This window comes from Mycobacterium sp., from assembly GCF_036490025.1.
Lineage (GTDB): Bacteria > Actinomycetota > Actinomycetes > Mycobacteriales > Mycobacteriaceae > Mycobacterium.
Window position 1 is genome coordinate 1 of sequence record NZ_DASXEP010000145.1, and the last position, 17107, is coordinate 17107.

Below are 17107 nucleotides of genomic sequence, written 5' to 3' on the forward strand. Positions count from 1 at the left end.
GGACAGGTCTTCTACCAACGTCACCTCTTCGCGCCGACCGCGCACCAAAACCCCATGGTTATCTGCGCGCAAGTTGCGCACCCAGTTCGCCTTCTGGCCGAGCATGGAGACCAGATAGCGCTCGCCCTGGTAGTCGGCGACGACCACCGGGAACGAAACGATCCGTCCCGATTTGTGGCCCCGGACTTCGAGCGTGGCAGCTCCGTTGGGCCCCATACCCTTGGCTAAAGACAAGGCGGCCAAGCGGTTTGCGACACGCGCGGACCATCCCGGACGGCCCTTGCGATATTGCCAACGTTGAAAAGCGCTTACCAGGCGGCCCAGCATGCGTTCACATTACTGCGGCCCGGGCACAATTACATCTGCGCCCAAACGATTTTCGTCTGCAGGTAGGTCTCGATGCCCGCCTTGCCTGACTCGTAGCCCCAGCCGGACTGCTTGTAACCACCGAAGGGCATCGAGTGGTCGAACTGCATCTGGCAGTTCAGTCCCACGGTTCCGGCCTTGAGCCGCTTGGCCATCCGGTGCGCGCGACCCAGGTCACTGGTCCACGCGGTGGCCGCCAGCCCGTAGCTGCTGTTGTTGGCCAACGCGACGGCTTCGTCCTCGTCGTCGAACGGAAGGATCGTGACGACCGGCCCGAAGATCTCCTCCTGGAACAACCGGCTGGTGTCGGGGTCGATGTTGGTGACGACGGTCGGGTGCACGAAGTAGCCCTTGCGGTCCAGCCGGTGCCCGCCGGTGACCAACTCGGCGCCGTCGGACTTGGCCTGATCGAGGTAACCCAGGACGCGGGTGAGCTGCTTCTGGCTGATCAGCGGGCCGACCATGGCGCCGTCGTCGTTGGGTCCGCCCAACTGCATGACGTTGGCCATGTTGGCGATTCCCTCCACGACCCGCTCGTAGACGCCGCGCTGGGCGAAGATGCGCGATCCGCACACACAGGCCTGGCCGGAGTGGATGAAGGTACCGAACGAGGCCATCGGGATGGCCAGGTCCAGGTTGGCGTCGTCGAAGACCACCACCGGAGACTTGCCGCCGAGCTCGAGGGTGATCTTGTTGAGGTTGCTGTCGGCCGCGGCGTGCACGATCGCCCGCCCGACTTCCGTCGACCCGGTGAAGGCGACCTTCTCGACATCGGGATGCGCGGTGATCGCCGCACCCGCGGTGTGCCCGTAGCCGTTCACCAAGTTGACGACGCCCTCGGGCACCCCGGCCTCGGCGAGGATCTGGTCGAGGACCAGCGCCGAAAGTGGTGTTTCCTCAGCGGGTTTGACGACGCTGCTGCAGCCGGCCGCCAGTGACGGCGCAAGCTTGGCGCAGAAGTTGAAGACCGGGCCGTTCCACGGGAAGATCAGGCCCACCACGCCGTAGGGCTCGCGCAGCGTGTAGGTATGCATATGCGAGTCGACACCGGTCAGGCCACCGGTATTCACGTCACGCGCGATCCCGTCGATCTTGGTGCACCAGCCTGCGTAGTACCGGAACCACTCCGACCCGACCTTGGTGATGATCTGCGCCTGCGCTGGCGGGATGCCGGCGTTCAGCGATTCGAGCTCGGCGAGGATGTCAGCGTTCTCATCGATGAGATCGGCCACCCGCCATAGCACCTTGGCTCTGTCGTAGTCGGGCATACCGGACCACACGCCAGACTCGGTGGTCGCCTTGGCGCGGCCAACCGCGTCGTCGATGGCTTCGGGACCGCAATCGGTGAATTCGGTGATCTGCTCTTCGGTGGCGGGGTCGATGATCGGAATCACCTGACCGGTGCCGGGTCGCTTACGGATGTCGTCCAGCACGTCCTGCACCGTCACGGGGGTCCCTTCGCTTCGTTGCGACTCTATCTCTGTAGAGATGGTGGGCATGAGTGTAGCCCAGGGCCGGCGAGCTGTTGCGGCCGCGGTTACTTCCAAGCGAAAACCGGTTGCTCCAGCTCGTCGACCGGATCGTGGCGCCCCTCCAGGCATAGCCAGCGCAGCTGCAGCAGCACCGCACCCGTCGGCGCGTGGATTAGGTCGTTTCCCAACGGGATTTGCACAACCGGGCGGGGGCTTTCCGGGATGGTGATGAATTGCGGCGAGTCGGCACGCTGCAGTTGGTGCAGCCCCACGCGGTAGACCGCGACGACCTCATCGGGTGCCGGTTGCGGGTCGAGCCGTCCGCCTCCCCAGAGCACCACCGGAGTGATGACGTATCCGGACCGAGTCGGATAGTCGTCGAGGAGTCCCAACACGGCCGGCGCGGCAAGTTTGATGCCGACCTCTTCGTCCAGTTCGCGAAGGCCCGCGTCGACCGCATCCTCTCCCGGGTCCAGCCGACCACCCGGAAGCGCCCACTGCGCCGGGTGCGAGTTGAGGCGGGAAGTCCTGCGGCACAACAGGAACGCGGCACCCCCGGATACGCCGACCATGCGACCGTCGAGACCGGCCGCCGGCGACGGCCGTCCCGCGATCCAGTCGTCCACCGGCGCCGGGTCGATCCTGTCCTCGCCGACCTCCGATTCGACGAGCACGACCGCGACGGCCGCGTGCCGCTTGGTCGGGTCGGCCACGACGCGGCGGTCATGAGCCGCCAGCTGGTCCCGGATCCGCTCGCGCAGTGCCTCGTCATAGAGGATTGTCACCACCCGAGCCTAAGCCGACGGGCCGCCGGTTCCTGACGGCTCGGTACGGCGGCGTCAAGTGCTGATTAACTGTTTATGCGGCCGTCGGATCGGATTGCCGCGACCCGGAGCGGTCCAAGGAGGTGGTGGGTCGGGATGGCGGACATCACCATGTTGATCCTCGCCGACCACGACTGGTTTCGTGACCAGTTCGCCAAGCTGGACGATCTGCAGGCGCAGACGCCGGTCGATCAGCGCGCGCTGGAACGGGTATGGCGTCCGCTTGCCGACAAACTGGACGTGCACGCCTACATCGAGGAGAAGGTCTTCTATCCGCAACTGCTCAAACGCGGCGCGGATGACCCCGAAGGTGAAACGCTCGATGCGATCGGTGACCACAACGACATTCGCGACGGCGTGCGCGATGCGAATGCGGCCGCGATGGCCACCGAAGAATGGTGGGCAGCGGTAGCTCGAACCCGACTGGCCAACGATGACCATATGGCCGAGGAAGAGCGGGAAGGCTTGGCCGACTTCCGTCGCCATGCACCGATCGGCCTCCGCGAAGCACTCGGACGCCAATATCGCGAGTTCATGGCGCAGCATCCAACCGCCAAGGGACTGCCGATCGTCGACCGCGATCCGGAAGGCTACGTCGAGGAACAAGAAGGCGCGGCCCAGTCGGCGCGCACTGACTTCTCGCTCGGCATCGGCAGCCTAAAGGGCGAGTAGATCAGCCCTGCCCGCACCGAGGGACTCTAGTGGCCGAACGACCCATTGCGGCCTGGGGTCACCAGGCCGCATGAGTCAGTTGCTATGGGGCGGTTCAGCCGTGGCCGTTGCCGCAGCCGACGCCCGGAAGACATCCGATGCCCCCGGGCACACCACCGGGACCCGCGAACTGACCGCCGGAACCGCAGCCGACGCCCGGTACGCAACCCTGTCCGCCAGGACCGCCGCCCGGACCACCGTTCTGCCCGCCGGAGCCACAGGTGCCGTTGGCATCGCAGCCGCTGCCGCCCGGATCCTGCTTGAAGACGCTGTGCGTGGGTCCCGCACTCGCCAGCGCGCCGCTAGACGCTTCGGCTGCCGCCACAGGCATCACAGCAATCGCTGCAGCAACAGCTCCACCAACAACGAACGGTTTCATGAAACTGAGTTTCTCCAACATGCAGGGCGTTATACCCCCTTCCACACACGTCCAAAACATCGAATTTCAGTCGTGATGATTCACGATGTTGATGACATTTCCGTCCGGTGCCCTGACGAAAAACCGCCGCAGGCCCCACGCTTCGGTGCTCAGCGGATGCACGATCTCGAAGCCGAGCTCTTGCGCTTCCGCGTATGCCCCGTCGATGTCATCGGTACAGACGGAAATCACCGAGTCTTCGGGAGCGGTCGCGTCGCCGGTGACCAGTTGTAATCTCGCCCCGGCGTCGGCCGAGGCGAGGCGAGCCACCCATCCCATGTTGAATTCTTCGTGACTCAGCCCGAGGTAGTCGGTATAGAACGCCTTGGCTGCCTCGATGTCGGCGACTCGAAGGTTGGCGAATATTTTGGTGGCCTGCATGCGTCTCTCCCGCGTCGGATTAGCAACAGTCATGCTCGCAGTGTGCGCTGGACGAATGGCCGCCGTCTTGAATGTTTCGGAACTCCTCGGCAACCCAGCGCCATGGCGGTACGCCGGCGAACCTCGCAAATTCACGAGTTAGATGAGCTTGATCGCTGTATCCGGCGTCTGCGGCGACAGCGGCCAGATCGACTGTCGCGCAACGCCGCACCGAATCCGAGATCCGCACGGTCGCATGCTCGAAACGCATCAACATCGCTACCGTCTTCGGCGATCGGCCGACTTCCTGGTGGAAGAGCGTCGTCAGGTGCCGGCTGGTCACACCGACTTGCTCCGCTACGGCGCTCACCGTGGCCCGTCCACGGCTGAGCTGCAACAGTTCCCAGGCGTGAACCACTTCGGGCCGCACCCTCGTGTGGTCGCGAGACACCCACGCGTCCACTAAATACTCGGCAATAAAGCTGAATGCATCGTCCCAGTGGCGCGCCTCGCTCACGCGCTGACACAAGTCGATTCCGCCTCGGCCCAATACCGCGGTGGCGTCCAACTCCGCCGGATCCAATTCGGCACTCGGCACGCCGAACAGGGCGCGCGCGGCGAGTGGATGCACCGCCAACTGCACGCCGGCTTGATCGCGATGCTGGCGGACATGGGCGGCCCACACCTGCAGTCCGCCCAGAAGCAGCGGATTCGGTTGGGCGGCACAAAGGCTCTCGGCGGAGTCAGACGCCTGCACTCCATCGTCGAGGCTGATGATGAACGTCAACGTCGACGACGGCATTCCGCGGTGCAACTCATCGGGAGTTTCCAGGGCTCGATACCCCACCATCGACCTGACGCCGGGAGCGATGCGGGGTGGCGCCGTAACGAATTCCCAGACCCGACCCGGTTCGTGGCCAGACACGACTCCCACGTTAGCGGCCACGCCTCGGTTTACGCTGGCGCCATGAGCGGCGACCGAGTGCCCGGCGGGGTGGTGCACAAACTTCCGGCGGACCTACGCACGGCGCTGCTCGCCAACTCCACAGCGCTGGCCGCCTGGAAAGACATCACGCCGTTGGCCCGCAACGAGTTCATCTGCTGGGTCGACGACGCCAAGCAGCAGGCCACCCGGGAGCGACGGATTCGCCGGACCCAGGAAGAACTCGAAGAGGGCCAGCGTCGACCCTGCTGCTGGCCGGGCTGCAAGCATCGCGAACGCACCGGCAAATAAGTCTCGCTTGGCCCTTTACCCTCGATCCTTTTACTACTACCCTTTGTGGTACTACGTCGCATAGTAGATCCTCGGCCGGGGCCGCGTAGCAGCGGTTTCAGCCGTGAGGGGATGGTTGTCATGAACCTCCGACCAGCGGATAGCGCGGTGCGCCAAGCCCAAGGCATTGACGCGCGATATCACCCCTCGGCTGCGCTGCGGCGCCAACTCAACAAAGTCTTCCCGACGCACTGGTCGTTCCTGCTCGGTGAGATCGCGCTGTACAGCTTCATCGTCCTGCTGATCACCGGCGTATACCTCACGCTCTTCTTCGATCCGTCGATGACCGAGGTCGCCTACCACGGGGTGTACCAGCCGCTGCGCGGTTTGGAGATGTCCAAGGCCTACGAGTCGGCGCTCAACATCACCTTCGAAGTGCGCGGCGGTCTGTTCGTGCGCCAGGTCCACCACTGGGCCGCGTTGATGTTCGCCGCGTCGATCATGGTGCATCTGGCCCGAGTGTTTTTCACCGGCGCGTTCCGACGACCGCGTGAAGCCAACTGGGTCATCGGTTCGCTGCTGTTGATCCTGGCCATGTTCGAGGGCTACTTCGGCTACTCGCTGCCCGACGACCTGCTGTCCGGCATCGGTCTGCGGGCCGCGTTGTCGTCAATCACGTTGGGGTTCCCAGTGATCGGCACGTGGCTGCATTGGGCATTGTTCGGCGGCGACTTCCCCGGCACCACGTTGATCCCCCGGCTCTATGCGCTGCACGTCCTGGTGCTGCCGGCGATCATTCTGGCGCTGATCGGCGCGCATCTGGCCTTCGTGTGGTTCCAGAAGCACACCCAGTTCCCCGGCCCCGCCCGCACCGAACACAACGTCGTCGGCGTGCGCGTGATGCCGGTCTTCGCGGTCAAATCCGGCGCCTTCTTCGCACTGATCACCGGGATTCTGGGCCTGATGGGCGGGCTGCTGCAGATCAACCCGATCTGGAACCTGGGCCCCTACCAGCCATCTCACGTGTCGGCGGGATCGCAGCCGGACTTCTACATGATGTGGACCGAAGGCCTGCAGCGGCTGTGGCCGGCGTGGGAGCTCTACATCGGCCGCCACACCGTGCCGGCGGCCGTCGGTGCCGCGCTGATCATGGGTATCGTCTTCACCCTGCTGACCATCTATCCGTTCCTGGAGAAGCGGTTCAGCGGCGACTACGCCCACCACAACCTGCTGCAGCGTCCCCGGGATGTGCCGGTGCGCACCGGGATCGGGGCGATGGCCATCGCCTTCTACTCGGTGCTCACACTCGGGGCGATGAACGACATCATCGCGCTGAAGTTCCACATCTCGCTGAACGCGACAACCTGGATCGGGCGCATCGGCATGATCGTGCTGCCGCCGATCGTCTACTTCATCACCTACCGCTGGTGTGTCGGCCTGCAGCGCAGCGACCGCGCCGTGCTCGAGCACGGCATCGAAACCGGCATTATCAAACGCTTGCCGCGTGGCGCTTATGTCGAACTACACCAGCCACTCGGACCCTTACCGCTGGAATACCAGGGCGCTCCGGTCCCTACCAAAATGAACAAGCTCGGCTCCGGTGGCTCCCCCGGCTCCGGCAGCTTCCTGTTCGCCGACCCCAGCTCCGAGGACGCCGCGCTATCCGAGGCCCACCACGCTGCCGAGCGTCGCGGGCTCACCGCGCTGCGGGATCGCTGATCGAAGCTAGCCCGCGGAATGCGCCCGCTGAGCACTGAGCGAACTGGCCGTATGGATAACCGCGGCCAGCTCACCGGCGATCGCCGGAGTCGCGGCGACGACTGAATCGGATCGGTGCGTGTGCGGGTGGCCGTGTGCATCGGTGACGAGCGCGCCGGCTTCGCGCGCCATCAGCGCGCCCGCCGCGGTGTCCCACGGTTTGTTCGACATCATGACGCATGCGTCCAGCGCACCTTCGGCGACGAAGGCGAGATCAAGCGTCGCCGCCCCGATCATCCGGATGCGTTCGACAAGGGGCACCAGCTCCGCGGTGAGCGCCAGACGTTGCCGATTGTGGACGGCGGCCCCGGGGCCGACGGCGTAGTCCCCCAGCGACACGATCGCCTCATTGAGGCTGCCGGTGCGACTGGCAGTGATCGGTTCACCATTGAGGAATGCACCGTTGTCTTTGACCGCGTGGTAGCTGCGGCCCAGCAGAGGCGCGTGGGTGACCGCAACCACCGCAGAGCCGCGATGCAACAGTGCCAGCGATACCGCGCACAGCGGCAGTCCGTGGGCGAAATTCGACGTCCCGTCGACGGGGTCGAGCACCCAGAGCCACTCTGACATGGCGATGTCTGGCTGTTGTGCAAATTCTTCAGCAAGTAGTTGGATGTCGGGCGTGATCCGGCTGAGGAAGTCGGCGATCTCATGCTGAATCGCGAGGTCGATATCGGTGACCAAATCGCGGTCGCCCTTGTGCTTCACAGTGCCAGGCTGCGACGTTCCAAGAGTTTTGGCGCCGATTTGTGCTGCCCGCCAAGCTATTTCGAGGAACTCCTGGTGCGTCTTCATGTTGCGGACTCGCCTCGCTTCCATTAGTAGTCGCGCAAGTGGGTAACGGCGGAAGATATAGGGGCGGCCATATGTCAGCGTCCGCCGAGCATAACGGCTCTGCGATGCCACTTCCAATTCGGCGACGCGCGGGGTGCCTTCGTCTTCAGGTTTCCCTTGTGTTACAGCATCATTCGATGGTGACCCACGTCACGTGGCGCGCATGTTTAACCCAAGCTCGCGTCGGCTTGCTCGGCTTCTGTAGTCGACGTCACATAATTGCTTGGTGAAGCCTGAATGATAGTACTGGCAGGCGAAGCCTAACTTTCGGTGGCGCAACCCTTTTGCTATCGCGCATTCCAGTGGTTCTGTCCGTGAGCTTCGGCAGTAAGTCGGTTACCGTCTTCAGCGATCGACCTCGGCGATCCGCGCGCAACCCAAAGGCGTTAGGGGTGTTCGATTTTGGTGTTTCGCGCGGAATGGGCAGCGAAGTCCGACCTTGACGGGGGCTGCCGGCGCGATCGTTGTCCAGTCAATCCACGAAGCACACTCGCAGGCAGGGATGAGAAATGACCGCGATAGACGAACGATTCACTACGCCCACCGCGATCCCTACGGTCGCACTCAACGACGAAGCACGGATGCCGGTGCTCGGCCTCGGGGTGGCCAAGCTGTCGGACGCAGAAACGGAAAGTTCGGTGGTTGCCGCGATCGAGGCCGGCTGCCGACTGATCGACACGGCCGCCGCGTACGGCAACGAAGAGGCCGTCGGTCGCGCCATCGCGGCGTCGGGCATTGCGCGTGAGGAGCTCTTCGTCACCACCAAGCTGGGCACCTCCAAGCAGGGCTTCGACAGTGCGCAGGCATCCTGCAAGGCCAGCCTGGATCGACTCGGGCTCGACTACTTGGACCTCTACCTGATCCACTGGCCGGCGCCGGCGCTGGGCAAGTACGTGGAGAGCTTCGAGGGCATGATCCAGGCCAGGGAGCAGGGTCACGTCCGCTCGATCGGCGTATCGAACTTCACCAAGGAGCACCTCGCCACAGTGATCGAGGAAACCGCCGAGGTTCCCGCCGTCAACCAGATCGAGCTGCACCCTCGACTGAACCAGGCTGAGCTGCGTCAGCACCACGCCGAGTGCGATGTCACCACGCAGTCCTACAGCCCGCTGGGTGTCGGTCGGCTGATCGAGGAACCGACGGTCACGTCGATTGCCGCCGAGTACGGCCGTTCGCCTGCCCAGGTGCTCGTGCGCTGGAATCTGCAACTGGACAACGTGGTGGTCTCGCGGTCGTCAAAGCCCGAACGGGTCGCGGAGAACCTGGACGTGTTCGACTTCAATTTGGAGCCCGAGCACATGACGGCGATCGAGGCTCTGCACGACGGCACCCGGGTGTTGCACGATCCGATGGTCTTCACCGGCACCTGAGAGTTCGCGGCCGGCTCAGCGGCGTGCCCATTCCTCGGCGAGCAGCCGGTAAGACCGCACCCGGTCACGGTGGTCGTGCGTGATCGTCGTGATGATCAACTCGTCGGCGTCGGTGGCGTCGCGCAGCCGCTCGAGTTGGTCGGCCACCTGCACTGCGGTACCGACGAATTGGGTTTCGACCCGGTCCGCGACCAACTCCCGGTCGGCATCGCTCCAGGCGTGCCTGCGGGCTTGGTCCGGGGTGGGGAATGAGATGGCACCCTCGGCGGTGCGGATGCTGCGCACCCACAGTCCGTACCCGGTTGCCAGCTCACGCGCGGTGACCTCGTCGTCAGCGACAACGACGTCCGCCGAGACCGCGACGTAGGGCCGGTCGAGCTCAGCCGACGGTGTGAACGCGGCCCGATAGCCGTCGGTCGCTTCCAGGACGGCGGCCGGAGCCACGTGGTAGTTGGCGGCGAAGCGCAGACCCCGGTTACCGGCCACGGCGGCGCTCTCCCCGCCGCTGCTGCCCAGAATCCAGATCTGTAGGTCGGCGCCTGCGCCGGGCACGACGTGGGCCTGCACGCCGTCCGCTGACCGATACGTGTCGGCGATCAACGCGAGAATATCGTCGACCTGCTCGGTGTAGTTCTGCGATTCGGCACCTGGCAGCTGCAGCAACGCCTTGTGCACCCCGAAGCGCGGTGACTTCAGCAGCGGCGTGGGATCGAACTTCGGCGGGATCAACAATCCGTTCGTTGTGCGTCCGTTGACCAGCGCCCGCGGGGTCGGAGCCGCTGCCGTGGGCGCCGGCTCGCGCGGCTTACCTCCGGAACGCCCCAGGCCGAGGTCGAATCGGCCGGGGTGCCACGCATCGAGCAGGCCGAACTCCTCCACCGTGGACAGCGCGGTGCGGTGCCCCATCTGCACCGCACCCGAACCAAGCCGGATTGTCGAGGTTTCAGCGGCGGTCAGGGCCAGCAGCAAGGCGGGCGAGGTGCCCGCCACCCCGGGATTGAGATGATGTTCGGCGAACCAATAACGGGTGTAGCCAAGGCTTTCGGTCTGCTGCGCGAGATCGATGCTGTTGCGCAAGGCTTGCGGCGCAGTCGAACCCGATGAAATCGGGACGAGGTCGAGCACTCCCAGCGTTGTCATAGGCTCTAGGAAGCCACGCCGGTGGCGTTGTCCGCGTCGGTGTTTCGACGTGGCGCCGGCAACGGGGCCAGGCCAAGGTGGTCACGCAGCGTGGTGCCGGTGTAGTCGGCGCGGAACACACCGCGCTCCTGCAACAGCGGCACTACCCGGTCGACGAACGGATCAAGCCCACCGGGGGTGATGTGCGGGACTAGAATAAAGCCGTCGCTGGCGTCGGCCTGCACGAAATCGTTGATCGTCGCCGCGACGGTTTCCGCCGAGCCGACGAAGGATTGGCGGCCCAGCACCTCGACAATCAGTTCGCGGGTGGTGAGATTTTCCGCCTCCGCCTTGGCCCGCCAGTCGTTGGCGATCGCGATCGAGTCGCGGAACATCCGGACGCTGGCCCGGCCGCGTGAGATGGTGTTCTCTCCCACCACGGGGTCCACGCTGGGCAACGGGCCGTCCGGATCGTGGTCGGAGAGATCACGATTCCAGAGTTGCTCGAGAAACTTGATGGCGGTCTGCGGCGACACCTGCGCCAGCCGCACCTCCCGTGCGATCTCGCCGGCCTCAGCGTCGGTGTCGCCGATCACGAACGTCGCGGCCGGCAGGATGAGCAACTCGTCACGACGGCGCCCACAGCGGGCGAGACGGTCCTTGACGTCTTCGTAAAACGCTTGACCGGCACCCAGGGTGCTGTGTCGGGAGAAGATCGCATCGGCGGCTTGGGCGGCGAAGTCACGTCCCTGATCGGAGTCGCCGGCTTGGAAGATCACCGGCCGGCCCTGCGGACTCCTTGGCACGTTGAACCGACCGCGGATGTCGAAATGCCCGTCCTGGTGCGCAAATGCGCCGGCGTGCGGATTCGACAGGAAGACGCCGGCTTCCTTGTCCGCCACAATCTCGTCGCCGCGCCAGGAGTCGAATAGTTCCTGTGTCGTCTGCAGGAATGTCCTTGCCCGCTCGTAGCGCTGGTCCTCGGCCAAGAACCCGCCGCGGCGAAAGTTCTCGCCCGTGAACGCATCCCAGGACGTCACCACATTCCAGGCCGCCCGGCCCCCGGACAGATGGTCCAGCGAAGCGAACTGCCGAGCCACCTCGTAGGGCTCGTTGAAGCTCGAGTTGATCGTGCCGGTAAGGCCCAGTCTGTCGGTGACGGCCGCGAGTGCGGCAAGAACGGCGAAGGTGTCGGGACGGCCGACCACATCGAGATCGTAGATCTGGCCATTCTGTTCGCGAAGCCGCAGCCCTTCGGCGAGGAACAGAAAGTCGAACTTGCCACGCTCCGCCGTCTGGGCGAACTGCGCGAACGAACTGAATTCGATGTGGCTGCCAGCCGCAGGATCGCTCCACACCGTGGTGTTGTTGACGCCGGGAAAATGCGCCGCCAAGTGAATCTGCTTTATCGGCTTGCTCATTGGACGATAATCCTCGTTGTCGGTGGATCAGGCGATCGCGTAGCGGTTGGCCGGACGGGGCAACCCGAGTAAGCCGCGGAGGGTGGTGGCCTCGTAGCCGGCGCGGAAGAGCCCCCGTCGGCGCAATTGGGGCGCCAAGCCCTCGGTGATCTGGATGAGGTCATGTGGCAGCGCCGCGGGCCGCAGCCGAAACCCGGACAACCCGGCGGCATGCCAGTCCTGCAACAGGTCGGCCAGCTCTGCTGGAGTACCGACGAAAATATCAGCGTCGCTTCGGTATTCGGAGCCGGCTCGATCATCGAGTCGGCTCCGCCGCGTCCGAGCTGCCTTGGCGTCGTCGTCGAGGAACACCACTAGGTCGCCGAAGAGGTGTACCGACCCCTCGCTTCGCCCGACCGCCCGTTGTAGCCCGGTAATCTCGACGGCAATGTCTGCGACCTGGCTGGAATCCTGCGGGGTAACGAATCCCACGTCGGCGCTCGAAGCGATCAGCTGGTAGGAGACGCCACCGTGGCCCAGTGCAGCGACGATCGGCTGACCCTGCGGTGGGCGTGGCGTAATCGAGGGCCCCTTGACGGAGAACCAGCGTCCTTCGAAATCAACGTAGTGCAGCTTGTCCCGGTCGATGAACCGTCCAGTTGCGACGTCGCGGATCTCCGCGTCGTCCTCCCAGCTGTCCCACAGTCGCCGCAGCACCTCAACGTAATCGGCGGCCTCAGCCAAATATTCGTTGAGTTGGTGCTGCACAGCCGGATCATTGATCGCACTGGCCGAAAGCTTCGGCAGCGCGCGACGCCCGAAGTGCGCTGCCACGTCGTGACGTGCTGAGATCTGAACACGGACACCGGCCCGCCCGGTGCTGACGTAGTCGAGCGTGGCGATCGACTTCGACATGTGAAAGGGCTCGGTCTGGGTGATCGCCGCAGTGGGCACGATCCCAATCCTGCTGGTGCGCGGGACAATTCGGGCAGCGATGAGCACCGCGTCCAACCTGCCCCGGACCCGATCGGTCCGATCGTCGGGCTCGAAGTGATCGTCGGACTGCAGACCCAGCGAGTCTTCTATCGTCACGAAGTCCAGCAAGCCGCGTTCTCCTTCGGCGACCAGATCAGCCCAGTAACCCGCGTCGAACAGCTCGGCCGGTCGAGCATCGGCTTCACGCCACGCGGCGGGGTGCCAGCCGGCGCCGTCGAGCGCCACGGCGAGGTGGATGGGTGTCGACGAATCAGGCATTACCGACTTGCCTTCCTAATGGAGATGACCATGCAACCAACACGGCGGCCGCGGCACGGCCTGTGGTTTCCAACGAGCGGAATCGCCGTTAGATTCCGGGCCGGCCCCGCAGACGCCGTGGGTTTGGCCGGCCGACGCTGGGGACGTGCGACTGAAAGCCTATCCAGGCAAATGCGGTCGCGCAGAAGCATTGGATCACTGCGACCGGCAGCTACCAGCCGGTAGGCGGGCCGACGTTGAAATCATCCCGATTGCAAAGTCGATGCCTAGGCCGTGGAGGCGGTGTTGCTCAGCAGCGGCAGCACGCCCTCGGCGAACCAGTACGCCTCCTCCAAGTGCGGGTAGCCCGACAAGATGAACTCATCGAAGCCCAGCGAATGGTATTCGCCGATCAGGTTCGCGACTTCTCTATGGCTGCCCACCAGCGCTGTTCCGGCACCACCACGGACCAGACCCACCCCGGCCCACAGGTTCGGATAGATCTCGAGCTTGTCGAGCCGGCCGCCGTGCAACGCGGTCATCCTTCGCTGCCCCTCGGATTCCGACTTGGCATGCAGCGCTGTGGCTTTGGCGACCTGCTCGTCGGTAAGATCGGCGAGCATCTCGTTGGCCACGGCCCAGGCGGCATCGGAGGTGTCGCGGCTGATGGTGTGCAGCCGGATACCGAACCGAACCGTCCGGCCACGCGCGGCAGCCTGTTCCCGCACCTTGTTGACCTTGGCGGCCGCGGACTGCGGCGGCTCACCCCAGGTGAGGTAGACGTCGGCGAACTCGGCCGCGATCGGCAGAGCCGCCGCCGAAGACCCGCCGAAGTAGATCTGCGGCAAGGGATTTGGTGGCGCCGAGACTCGTGCATCGGCAACGGTGTAGTACTTGCCGGTGAAGTCCACCGAATCCTGCGTCCACACCGACGTGACAATCTGCAGGAATTCGGCGGTGCGCGCGTAGCGCTCGTCGTGGTTGAGAAAGTCACCGAAACGGCGTTGTTCGGCGTCGTCGCCGCCGCTGACGACGTTGAGCAGCACCCTGCCTTCGGAGAAGCGTTGCAGCGTCGCGGTCTGCTGCGCGGCCAGCGTGGGTGGCACCAGTCCGGGGCGAAATGCGACCAGGAACTTCAGCCTCTCGGTCTCCGCCAACAGGGCAGCCGAGGTGAGCCACGCGTCTTCGCACCACGTCCCGGTCGGGGTCAGCACGCCCTCGTAACCAAGCCGGTCGGCGGCCCGCGCCACTTCGGCGAGGTAACGGCGGCTGGGTGGCCGATATCCATTCGGAATTTCGCGGTTTGACGATGCATGCGACCCGCCGACGATCGCGCGGCCGTCGCCGGTGGTGGGCAGGAACCAGAAGAAACGAGGAGACATCTGGGAACGACGCTAGGGTCTGCACGGATAGAGAACAAGTTGCATTCCGGGCGGATTTAACCCATCCTGCACCGGGCGGCTTCCAGTACCTTCACCCGGCGTTTGGCGCGACCCCGATGTCGACAACAGCCCCGGCGGCGTTCGGCGGCGGGTGCGGTAGATGATGTGGGCATGACCACCCAGATCCGCGTGCTCGACAGCGAAGCCGACCTCGTCGCCGCGGCTAATGTGTTTCGCACCGCGATGATCGGGTTTCCGCCGCTGTCGAATCTGGCACCCGGCCAGATCACCACGTTGCTCGAGCCTGGCCGTACCGTCGGAGCATTCGTCGAGGACCGACTCGTTGGCACCGCTGACGCCGTGACGAGCGGACTGACCCTTCCCGGCGGAACAATCGTGAGCCACGCGGCTGTGACGCACATCGGCGTGCTGCCGTCGTTCACCCGAAAGGGCATCGCCACCGATCTCATCCGTCACCAGCTTCACGACTTCGCCGCGCGCGGGGAGGTGGTCGCGACGCTGCGGGCGTCGCAGGCGACGATCTACGAACGGTACGGCTACGGTGTGGCGAGCTCAGTACAAAGCGTCGAAGTCCGGACGGCACGTGCGGCACTGCGTCCAGGCGTCGGGGCCGGAGGTTCGGTGCGACTATTGGACGCCACGCAAGTCTGGGATGTGCTGCCCCGGATCTATTCGCAGAATCGTCCCTCCCGCCCGGGAACTATCGACCGCCCCGACGTGTGGTGGCAAGGCCTGCGGCTACGCACCGAATCATCTTCGGGACCTTGGTATGTCGCAGTACACGGTGAGCCGGGTTCCGAAACAGGCTTCGCCCGCTACCGTCCCATCGACGTCGAGACCTGGTTCGTCAACGATCAGCGTTCCATCGTGGTCGAAGACTTCTTCGCACCTGACATCGCGGCATATCTTGGGCTGCTGCGTTTCCTACTCGGGCTCGATCTCATTGACCGGGTGATGTTTTGGATGCTGCCGGTCGACGATCCGCTGCCATGGCTGCTTCTCGATCGTCGGGCGTTGCGGGTAACTGCCGTACACGACGAGACGTGGCTCCGTGTCGTCGACGTCGAAAAGGCGTTGACGGCAAGGCAATACGAAGGACACGGCACCGTGACCATCGCTGTCGATGACCCGCTGCTGGCGGACAATTCGGTCAGCGTAACCATCGCGGGCGACGGCGCCCAACGGACGGACCAGCGCCCGCAACTTCACGTCGGTGTTGCGGGGCTCGCCGCCGTTCTGCTCGGCGGCGCGACCTGGCGCAGCCTGGCGGTCACCGGGTTGGCCCGCGCCGATGATGCGGCCGCTCTCGAGGTGGCCGAACGGCTGTTCGCGGTGCGCGACGCGCCGTACGCGGGTTTCTTCTTCTAACGCAATATCTTTCAGGATGGCAGTCGGCGACGCAGCACATATACAGTCACGCCGATGAGCATTACGACGGTGCCCAGGATAACCGAATTGAGCGGCAACGCCAAGGCGACGACCACGCAGCCGATGAATCCCATCGTCGGGATTATCCTGCCGCCAAGCGTCCACGCTGAGGCGTTGGCGATCGCGTAGTACACCAGGACTGCGAACGACGAGAACCCAATGGCACTGCGGACGTCGGTCGTTCCGGCCAAGATGGCCACGACGACGCCTACCGCAACCTCCGCGCGATAGGGGGTCTTGAATTTGCGATGCACGGCCGAAAGCTGTCGCGGTAGATAGCGATCGCGCGCCATCGCGAATGTCGTGCGAGAGACGCCGAGAATCAGTGCAAGCAGCGACCCGAGCGCTGCCAACACTGCAACAGCTCGAACTGCAGGTTCGCATCCGACTACGCCGGCGACTCGCACCGCATCGGCAAGCGGCGCTGCAGACTGTGCCAGCCGCGGGCCGCCCAGCACGCTGAGCACCGCAACCGTGACAACGGCGTACACGACCAGTGCGATCCCTAACGCCAATGGGATAGCGCGTGGGATGGTGCGCGCCGGATCGCGTACCTCCTCACCCAGGGTCGCGATCCGCGCGTAACCGGCGAACGCAAAGAACAGCAATCCCGTCGCCTGCAGCACGCCGTGAATGCTCGCGCCGGCACCGATGGCGATACGGTCGAAGTGAGTGTGTGGAGCGGTCAGCGCGAGGATCGCCACTGCGGCCAGCGACGCTAGCACCACGGCCACGATGATCCGCGTCACGAGTACCGACTTCTGGATCCCGGCGTAGTTGATCGTCGTCAATGCAATCACCGCCACAACCGCGGTCGCATGCGCTTGAGCGGGCCAGGCGTAAGAGCCGACGGTCAAGGCCGCCGCTGCGCAGGACGCCGTCTTGCCGACGACAAAACCCCACCCGGCCAGATACCCCCAGAAATGGCCGAGTCGGCGGCGCCCGTACACATAGGCGCCGCCCGACTCGGGATAGCGGGCGGCGCAGCGTGCAGTTGACGTCGCGTTGCAGTACGCGATCACCGCCGCCCCTGCCAAACCGACCAGCAAGTTGTTCCCCGCAACCGCTGCAGCCGGGGCCAGTACCGCGAAGACACCGGCACCGATCATCGAACCTAGCCCCAGCACGACGGCGTCGGTGGTGCCGAGGCGACGCTCCAACTGAACCTCGCCCAATGCCATTGGGCGAGAATACGTCT

At 64.9% G+C, this 17107-nt stretch carries 17 protein-coding genes; 5 read left to right on the forward strand and 12 right to left on the reverse strand.

What is annotated here, in order from left to right; all coding sequences use genetic code 11:
* From VGG53_RS16395 to VGG53_RS16405, 3 genes are all read right to left on the reverse strand, one after another.
* Window positions 1-327 (reverse strand): hypothetical protein (locus VGG53_RS16395; protein WP_331519120.1); only part of this gene is annotated, 327 nt, incomplete at its 3' end.
* 29 nt (window positions 328-356) lie between these two features.
* Window positions 357-1814: an aldehyde dehydrogenase family protein gene (locus VGG53_RS16400; RefSeq protein WP_331519121.1), complete on the reverse strand. Its 1458-nt coding sequence runs from the start codon at window positions 1812-1814 to the stop codon at window positions 357-359.
* Window positions 1815-1903: 89 nt separating this feature from the next.
* On the reverse strand, window positions 1904-2623 hold the full coding sequence (locus VGG53_RS16405; protein ID WP_331519122.1) for a CoA pyrophosphatase: 720 nt from the start codon (window positions 2621-2623) through the stop codon (window positions 1904-1906).
* Window positions 2624-2758: 135 nt separating this feature from the next.
* Here VGG53_RS16405 and VGG53_RS16410 point away from each other — a divergent pair, with 135 nt between their 5' ends.
* A complete protein-coding gene (locus tag VGG53_RS16410; RefSeq protein ID WP_331519123.1) occupies window positions 2759-3334 on the forward strand; it encodes a hemerythrin domain-containing protein in 576 nt (191 codons plus the stop codon).
* 94 nt (window positions 3335-3428) lie between these two features.
* On the opposite strand, the gene VGG53_RS16415 is transcribed toward VGG53_RS16410, so the two are convergent.
* From VGG53_RS16415 to VGG53_RS16425, 3 genes are all read right to left on the reverse strand, one after another.
* Window positions 3429-3752: a PE-PGRS family protein gene (locus tag VGG53_RS16415; RefSeq protein ID WP_331519124.1), complete on the reverse strand. Its 324-nt coding sequence runs from the start codon at window positions 3750-3752 to the stop codon at window positions 3429-3431.
* 66 nt (window positions 3753-3818) lie between these two features.
* Entirely contained in the window at window positions 3819-4172 is a 354-nt protein-coding gene (locus tag VGG53_RS16420) for a glyoxalase superfamily protein (protein WP_331519125.1), read from the reverse strand.
* A 19-nt stretch (window positions 4173-4191) separates the two neighbouring features.
* Window positions 4192-5001: a helix-turn-helix transcriptional regulator gene (locus VGG53_RS16425; protein WP_331519156.1), complete on the reverse strand. Its 810-nt coding sequence runs from the start codon at window positions 4999-5001 to the stop codon at window positions 4192-4194.
* 117 nt (window positions 5002-5118) lie between these two features.
* Between VGG53_RS16425 and VGG53_RS16430 the strand changes: the two genes are divergently transcribed.
* Complete coding sequence (locus VGG53_RS16430; RefSeq protein WP_331519126.1) at window positions 5119-5385, forward strand: YdeI/OmpD-associated family protein; 267 nt, start codon at window positions 5119-5121, stop codon at window positions 5383-5385.
* Window positions 5386-5505: 120 nt separating this feature from the next.
* Window positions 5506-7083, forward strand: a complete 1578-nt coding sequence (locus VGG53_RS16435) for a cytochrome bc complex cytochrome b subunit (protein ID WP_331519127.1) — start codon at window positions 5506-5508, stop codon at window positions 7081-7083.
* Between the two features lie 6 nt (window positions 7084-7089).
* Here the strand turns inward: VGG53_RS16435 and VGG53_RS16440 are convergent, their stop codons facing one another.
* Complete coding sequence (locus VGG53_RS16440) at window positions 7090-7917, reverse strand: inositol monophosphatase family protein (protein WP_331519128.1); 828 nt, start codon at window positions 7915-7917, stop codon at window positions 7090-7092.
* Between the two features lie 548 nt (window positions 7918-8465).
* On the opposite strand from VGG53_RS16440, the gene VGG53_RS16445 reads away from it, so the two are divergent.
* Window positions 8466-9326 carry an aldo/keto reductase gene (locus VGG53_RS16445; protein ID WP_331519129.1) on the forward strand — a complete coding sequence of 287 codons (861 nt, stop codon included), beginning with the start codon at window positions 8466-8468 and terminating at the stop codon, window positions 9324-9326.
* A 15-nt stretch (window positions 9327-9341) separates the two neighbouring features.
* Here VGG53_RS16445 and VGG53_RS16450 read toward each other — a convergent pair whose 3' ends face one another.
* From VGG53_RS16450 to VGG53_RS16465, 4 genes are all read right to left on the reverse strand, one after another.
* A complete protein-coding gene (locus VGG53_RS16450; protein ID WP_331519130.1) occupies window positions 9342-10466 on the reverse strand; it encodes an LLM class flavin-dependent oxidoreductase in 1125 nt (374 codons plus the stop codon).
* Window positions 10467-10471: 5 nt separating this feature from the next.
* A complete protein-coding gene (locus VGG53_RS16455; RefSeq protein WP_331519131.1) occupies window positions 10472-11866 on the reverse strand; it encodes an NtaA/DmoA family FMN-dependent monooxygenase in 1395 nt (464 codons plus the stop codon).
* 27 nt (window positions 11867-11893) lie between these two features.
* A complete protein-coding gene (locus VGG53_RS16460) occupies window positions 11894-13099 on the reverse strand; it encodes an LLM class flavin-dependent oxidoreductase (protein ID WP_331519132.1) in 1206 nt (401 codons plus the stop codon).
* Window positions 13100-13365: 266 nt separating this feature from the next.
* A complete protein-coding gene (locus VGG53_RS16465) occupies window positions 13366-14460 on the reverse strand; it encodes an LLM class flavin-dependent oxidoreductase (RefSeq protein WP_331519133.1) in 1095 nt (364 codons plus the stop codon).
* Window positions 14461-14631: 171 nt separating this feature from the next.
* Between VGG53_RS16465 and VGG53_RS16470 the strand changes: the two genes are divergently transcribed.
* Window positions 14632-15849 carry a GNAT family N-acetyltransferase gene (locus VGG53_RS16470; protein WP_331519134.1) on the forward strand — a complete coding sequence of 406 codons (1218 nt, stop codon included), beginning with the start codon at window positions 14632-14634 and terminating at the stop codon, window positions 15847-15849.
* Between the two features lie 11 nt (window positions 15850-15860).
* Here VGG53_RS16470 and VGG53_RS16475 read toward each other — a convergent pair whose 3' ends face one another.
* Window positions 15861-17090, reverse strand: a complete 1230-nt coding sequence (locus tag VGG53_RS16475; protein WP_331519135.1) for an APC family permease — start codon at window positions 17088-17090, stop codon at window positions 15861-15863.
* Window positions 17091-17107: the final 17 nt, after the last annotated feature.

Bases quoted from the DNA above. Each gene is read 5' to 3' on its own strand.
- VGG53_RS16410 (WP_331519123.1), top strand. From the start codon at position 2,759: ATGGCGGACATCACCATGTTGATCCTCGCCGACCACGACTGGTTTCGT.
- VGG53_RS16415 (WP_331519124.1), bottom strand. From the start codon at position 3,752: ATGAAACCGTTCGTTGTTGGTGGAGCTGTTGCTGCAGCGATTGCTGTG.
- VGG53_RS16420 (WP_331519125.1), bottom strand. From the start codon at position 4,172: ATGCAGGCCACCAAAATATTCGCCAACCTTCGAGTCGCCGACATCGAG.
- VGG53_RS16425 (WP_331519156.1), bottom strand. From the start codon at position 5,001: ATGGTGGGGTATCGAGCCCTGGAAACTCCCGATGAGTTGCACCGCGGA.
- VGG53_RS16430 (WP_331519126.1), top strand. From the start codon at position 5,119: ATGAGCGGCGACCGAGTGCCCGGCGGGGTGGTGCACAAACTTCCGGCG.
- VGG53_RS16435 (WP_331519127.1), top strand. From the start codon at position 5,506: ATGAACCTCCGACCAGCGGATAGCGCGGTGCGCCAAGCCCAAGGCATT.
- VGG53_RS16440 (WP_331519128.1), bottom strand. From the start codon at position 7,917: ATGAAGACGCACCAGGAGTTCCTCGAAATAGCTTGGCGGGCAGCACAA.
- VGG53_RS16445 (WP_331519129.1), top strand. From the start codon at position 8,466: ATGACCGCGATAGACGAACGATTCACTACGCCCACCGCGATCCCTACG.
- VGG53_RS16450 (WP_331519130.1), bottom strand. From the start codon at position 10,466: ATGACAACGCTGGGAGTGCTCGACCTCGTCCCGATTTCATCGGGTTCG.
- VGG53_RS16455 (WP_331519131.1), bottom strand. From the start codon at position 11,866: ATGAGCAAGCCGATAAAGCAGATTCACTTGGCGGCGCATTTTCCCGGC.
- VGG53_RS16460 (WP_331519132.1), bottom strand. From the start codon at position 13,099: ATGCCTGATTCGTCGACACCCATCCACCTCGCCGTGGCGCTCGACGGC.
- VGG53_RS16465 (WP_331519133.1), bottom strand. From the start codon at position 14,460: ATGTCTCCTCGTTTCTTCTGGTTCCTGCCCACCACCGGCGACGGCCGC.
- VGG53_RS16470 (WP_331519134.1), top strand. From the start codon at position 14,632: ATGACCACCCAGATCCGCGTGCTCGACAGCGAAGCCGACCTCGTCGCC.
- VGG53_RS16475 (WP_331519135.1), bottom strand. From the start codon at position 17,090: ATGGCATTGGGCGAGGTTCAGTTGGAGCGTCGCCTCGGCACCACCGAC.